Here is a 5,090-nt window from a genome sequence, read left to right on the forward strand (position 1 = left end):
GGCTGACGATTTCGGCGTCGGCGGGGGCTTCTTTGAGGGTGCCGATAAAGAAACGGGAAGCTTTCATTCAGAATTTTTCCAAAAGCGGCGGCGCCGGAGCGACCGCCCGAAAGATGAAAACGGTGGGGAACTCGACAAAGGCGCGACAAAGACGTCACGAACGCTTCGCAGACCTGTGAAAAACCCTTAGGCCGGAGCCATCGCCATACGTGCCACCGCGGTGCCGCTGCCCCGGATGGCCCACAGGCAAAGGCTATCGCAAACGCACCTATGTTGCGGCGAATCATTCCAATCCAGTGCGATCCGCTGCGTCAGGTCCGTTATCTGTTTATAATCAAAGCAATTTTAAAGGATTCGAAGGTGGTTGTATGCTGGATCGTGAAGGCTTTCGCCCGAACGTCGGCATCATCCTCTTGAACGCGCACAACGAGGTGTTTTGGGGCAAACGGCTCCGTGAACATTCCTGGCAGTTTCCGCAAGGGGGCATCAAGTATGGTGAAACCCCCGTGCAAGCGATGTATCGGGAGTTACACGAAGAAACCGGCTTGCATCCGGAGCATGTCAAGATCATCGGTCGCACGCGCGACTGGTTGCGCTATGAGGTGCCGGACAAGTTCATCAAGCGTGAAGTACGCGGTCATTACCGCGGCCAGAAACAGATCTGGTTCCTGCTTCGGATGGTGGGGCGCGACTGCGATATTTGCTTGCGCGCCTGCGACCATCCGGAGTTCGATGCCTGGCGCTGGAACGAGTACTGGGTGCCCCTCGACTGTGTGATCGAGTTCAAGCGGGATGTGTATCAGTTGGCGTTGACGGAGTTATCCCGTTTTCTGCGCCGTGCTGCGCCGCGTTCGGATAAACCTGGCGGCCATCACGGGCCGCGCTATCCCCGGATAGCGTCGACCGTGACGGAGCTGCAGGAAGTGTCGGTAACGACCGTAACGGTTGAGACTACGATTCGCACGACGATCGAGTCCGACTGCGGACCTGCCGACGATACCCTGACCCAGTCGGGTCTGCGCGATTAAACCCTGTGCGGCTTTCTGCGCCGCATCTGCCGGTGCGGCTCATGAAAAGCCGCGCCGGCGTTTCGAGGAAATCATATTGAAAGCATTTGCTCTCGTCGTGGCGTGCGTCGCCACCGGCGCCCTGCTGGCTGGTTGTTCGAGCACCCCCAAACCCACCAACAAGGATGACAGCGCGTTTACGTATCTGCTCGATCGCAAGCCCAACTGGACTGAAGACAAGGTCGACACACTGCCCTCGCTGCCGCTGGCTGGCAATCTGATCCCGTTCGATGTATCCGGCAATACGCCGCTGAAGTTTGCGGTCGACGCGAAATCGCTGTCGGTGGGCAATGACGGTGTGGTGCGCTATACGGTGGTCGTGACGAGCCCGAGCGGCGCGCACAACGTGAACTACGAAGGGATTCGCTGCGATACGTACGAGTGGCGCCAGTACGCCGCCCTCAATGCAGATCACGATGGCTGGGACAACACCGTCGCCACGGCGTTTGTACGCATCGAAGACAGCACGCTGAACGGCTATCAGGCGTCGCTCTACCAGGACTACTTCTGCGCGAACAAGATTCCGACGGGCCCAGCGAAGCAAATCCTCGATAACTTGCGCATGCACCGCACCGCGGCGTCGCAACTTCATTAAGTTTCGGCGTTTGGCGTGCTTTGCTTTTCGGGCGGTGTGCGTTGGGCGTGAAGCAAAAGAAAAAGCCGTTCCGGTCAGACTGGAACGGCTTTTTTGTGTGCGTTTCTCGTCGCTCGTTTTGTTGTTTCCCGCTTATCGTTTCTGCGCCGGCCGCTTTGACCGCAGCGGCCGCCTTGGTCAGACCAGTACAAGGTTGTCGCGGTGGATCAGTTCGGGCTCCAGCATGTAGCCCAGCACGCTTTCAATATCGCCGCTCGGGCGGCGCTGAATCAGCTTGGTCTCAGCGCTGCTGTAGTTCGTAAGTCCGCGCGCGACCTCGCGTCCTGCCGCGCTTAGGCAGGCAATCACCTCGCCGCGCGCAAACGCGCCCTGCACGCCGACCACGCCGATCGGCAACAGGCTCTTGCCGCCGCCCGTCAGCTTCTCGACCGCGCCATCGTCGATCACGACGTGCCCGCGCACCTGCAGGTGATCGGCCATCCATTGCTTACGCGCCGCGATTCGCGCGGTCCGGGCGATCAACTGGGTACCAATCGCCTCGCCGGTGGCGAGTCGCACCAGTACATCAGGCTCCCGACCGCTCGCGATCACCGTATTGGCACCGCTATGGGCCGCCCGCTTGGCCGCGAGAATCTTGGTCAGCATGCCGCCGCGGCCGAGACTCGAACCCGCACCGCCGGCCATCGCCTCGAGTTCTGGTGCACCAGCGTCGGCCTGCTGGACGAGCGTGGCTGACGGATCCTTACGCGGGTCGGCGGTGAAGAGCCCTTGCTGGTCGGTAAGAATGATCAGCGCGTCGCCTTCGATCAGATTCGCCACCAGCGCGCCCAACGTGTCGTTGTCGCCGAACTTGATTTCGTCGGTGACGACCGTGTCGTTTTCATTGATGATCGGCACCACGCCCAGGCGCAGCAGCGTCAGCAGCGTGGAGCGGGCGTTCAGGTAACGTTCGCGGTCGGCCAGGTCGGCATGGGTTAGCAGAATCTGCGCCGTGCGGATGGCATGTTCGGCAAAGCGGCTCTCGTACACCTGCGCGAGTCCCATCTGCCCAACCGCAGCCGCAGCCTGCAACTCGTCGATTTCGCGTGGGCGTTTGGTCCAGCCAAGCCGCTGCATTCCTTCGGCAATCGCTCCAGAACTCACCAGCACGACTTCTTTGCCCTGCGCACGCAAGGCGGCGATCTGCGCCGCCCAGCGGCCGATCGCGGCATGATCCAGGCCGCGCCCGTCGTTGGTGACGAGGCTCGACCCGACTTTCACTACCAATCGCCTGGAGTCTGCGATGACGGAACGCATTCTGCGCGGTCTCCCAAGATAATGCGTATGCCAGCCGGCGGCCCGATGCGGACACGCCAGCGCCCAAGCTGTGCCTGTTATTCCTGCGGCTGAACCGGCTCGTCCGTCTCGCCCGGGGCCGCGCCCTGCTGCTTCTCGCGGAAACGCACGTCTGCGGCGAGTTCTTCGGCTTCGGCCTGGCGCTGCGCGTCCGAATGCGCGGCGATATGGTCGTACACCGCATAAATCAGCGCTTCGCAGCCCTGGCCCGTCAATGCCGAGATTTCGAACACCGGGCCGTCCCAGCCAAAGCCTTCGCGGAAAGCCGCGACGCGCGCTTCACGCTCGTCTTCGGGCACCATGTCGAGCTTGTTCAGGACCAGCCAGCGCGGCTTCTCGTACAACAGTTCGTCGTACTTGCGCAGTTCGTTGACAATCGCCTTGGCTTCCGCAACCGGATCGACCTCGACGTCAAACGGCGCGATGTCGACGATGTGCAGCAGCAGCCCCGTACGCTGCAAATGGCGCAGGAACTGGTGCCCAAGGCCCGCGCCTTCTGCGGCACCCTCAATCAGCCCAGGGATATCGGCAATCACGAAGCTGCGGCTCGGCCCGACGCGCACCACGCCCAGATTTGGCGCGAGTGTAGTGAACGGGTAGTCGGCAATCTTCGGCTTCGCATTCGACACCGAGGAAATGAAAGTCGATTTGCCGGCATTCGGCATGCCGAGCAGGCCCACATCGGCCAGCACCTTCAGCTCAAGGCGCACCATGCGGCGCTCGCCCGGCTTGCCGTCGGTCTTTTGACGCGGCGCGCGATTCGTACTGGACTTGAAATGCAGGTTGCCGAGGCCGCCCGCGCCGCCCTCGGCGATCTGGACGCTCTGGTTGTGCTCGGTCAGGTCGGCGATCAGCTCGCCGGTTTCCATGTCCGAGATGGTGGTACCAACCGGCATGCGCAACGTAACGTCGTCGCCGCCCTTGCCGTAGCAATCCGCACCGCGACCGTTTTCACCGTTGCGCGCCAGATGCTTCTTGGCGTACCGGTAATCGATCAGAGTGTTGATGTTGCGGTCTGCCACAGCGTAAACGCTGCCGCCGCGACCGCCGTCGCCGCCATCCGGACCGCCGAACGGGACGAACTTCTCGCGGCGCATCGACGCGCTGCCATCCCCTCCGTCGCCGGCGATGACTTCAATCCTCGCTTCGTCAATGAACTTCATGCCTAACTCCGTCCCGTGTCCTGTTGCTATTTTGCCGTGCCCGCCGTGCGTTGGACAATCGACCGATCGGCCATCCGCGCGGGCTCACGACAACCTTCTCAGCCATGAACCTGCAATGAAAAAGGCCCCGCTAACTTCGCGGGGCCTTTGTTCCGGTCCTGAAGCCCGTGCCTGAATAAACTCAGGCTGCTGCCGGGACTACGTTGACCGTTTGCTTCTTTGCGGCGCCCTTCGTCGTGAACTTGACGTGGCCGCCCGTCAGCGCGAACAAGGTGTGGTCCTTGCCGATACCGACATTTTCGCCCGGGTGCATACGCGTGCCACGTTGACGCACGATGATGCCGCCAGCGTTGATGGCTTGACCGCCGTAAACCTTCACGCCGAGACGCTTCGACTCGGAGTCGCGGCCGTTACGTGACGATCCGCCTGCCTTTTTGTGTGCCATTTGATAGCTCCTTAACCGGTGCGCTTACGCGTTGATCGCGTCGATGCGCAGTTCGGTGTAGTTCTGGCGGTGGCCGCCATGCTTCTGGTAGTGCTTCCGGCGACGCATCTTGAAGATGGTCACTTTTGCGTGACGACCTTGCGACACGACGGTAGCCTTGACGGAAGCCCCACTGACCAGCGGCGTACCGAACTTAATCGATTCGCCTTCGCCCACTGCGAGAACCTGGTCGAGCGTGATTTCAGCGTCAATGTCTGCCGGTATCTGTTCTACTTTAAGTTTTTCGCCGACGGCAACTTTATACTGCTTGCCACCGGTTTTTATGACCGCGTACATTGAGAACCTCACTCTGTGTTCATTTTCCCCACGCACCACGCGCGGAAACCCGTGATTATACATAGAGTTAGCTGCGCGGTCAAAACTCATTGACCGGCGCCTCGCGGCCTCGCGGAGCCCTGCCGGCCGGAGCGCCGTGCTTCGATCCC

At 61.3% G+C, this 5,090-nt stretch carries 7 protein-coding genes; 3 read left to right on the plus strand and 4 right to left on the minus strand.

Going from position 1 to position 5,090, the window contains the following annotated elements; all coding sequences use genetic code 11:
• The 3 genes from M0954_RS28605 to M0954_RS28615 form a co-directional block, all read left to right on the plus strand.
• A partial coding sequence (locus tag M0954_RS28605) for a hypothetical protein (RefSeq protein ID WP_297356857.1) occupies positions 1-190 on the plus strand: 190 nt, incomplete at its 5' end.
• 178 nt (positions 191-368) lie between these two features.
• Entirely contained in the window at positions 369-1,028 is a 660-nt protein-coding gene (locus M0954_RS28610; RefSeq protein WP_297356859.1) for an RNA pyrophosphohydrolase, read from the plus strand.
• A gap of 76 nt (positions 1,029-1,104) precedes the next feature.
• Positions 1,105-1,662 carry a CNP1-like family protein gene (locus M0954_RS28615; RefSeq protein ID WP_297356861.1) on the plus strand — a complete coding sequence of 186 codons (558 nt, stop codon included), beginning with the start codon at positions 1,105-1,107 and terminating at the stop codon, positions 1,660-1,662.
• A gap of 177 nt (positions 1,663-1,839) precedes the next feature.
• Here M0954_RS28615 and proB read toward each other — a convergent pair whose 3' ends face one another.
• From proB to rplU, 4 genes are all read right to left on the minus strand, one after another.
• Positions 1,840-2,958 (minus strand): glutamate 5-kinase, encoded by a 1,119-nt coding sequence (proB, locus tag M0954_RS28620; protein WP_122152599.1) that lies wholly within the window; start codon positions 2,956-2,958, stop codon positions 1,840-1,842.
• A 77-nt stretch (positions 2,959-3,035) separates the two neighbouring features.
• Positions 3,036-4,160, minus strand: a complete 1,125-nt coding sequence (gene cgtA / locus M0954_RS28625; RefSeq protein WP_122152600.1) for an Obg family GTPase CgtA — start codon at positions 4,158-4,160, stop codon at positions 3,036-3,038.
• Positions 4,161-4,341: 181 nt separating this feature from the next.
• Positions 4,342-4,605: a 50S ribosomal protein L27 gene (rpmA, locus tag M0954_RS28630; protein WP_122152601.1), complete on the minus strand. Its 264-nt coding sequence runs from the start codon at positions 4,603-4,605 to the stop codon at positions 4,342-4,344.
• 24 nt (positions 4,606-4,629) lie between these two features.
• Entirely contained in the window at positions 4,630-4,941 is a 312-nt protein-coding gene (rplU, locus tag M0954_RS28635) for a 50S ribosomal protein L21 (RefSeq protein WP_007180329.1), read from the minus strand.
• Positions 4,942-5,090: the final 149 nt, after the last annotated feature.

It is taken from the genome of Paraburkholderia sp., assembly GCF_026225065.1.
GTDB lineage: Bacteria > Pseudomonadota > Gammaproteobacteria > Burkholderiales > Burkholderiaceae > Paraburkholderia.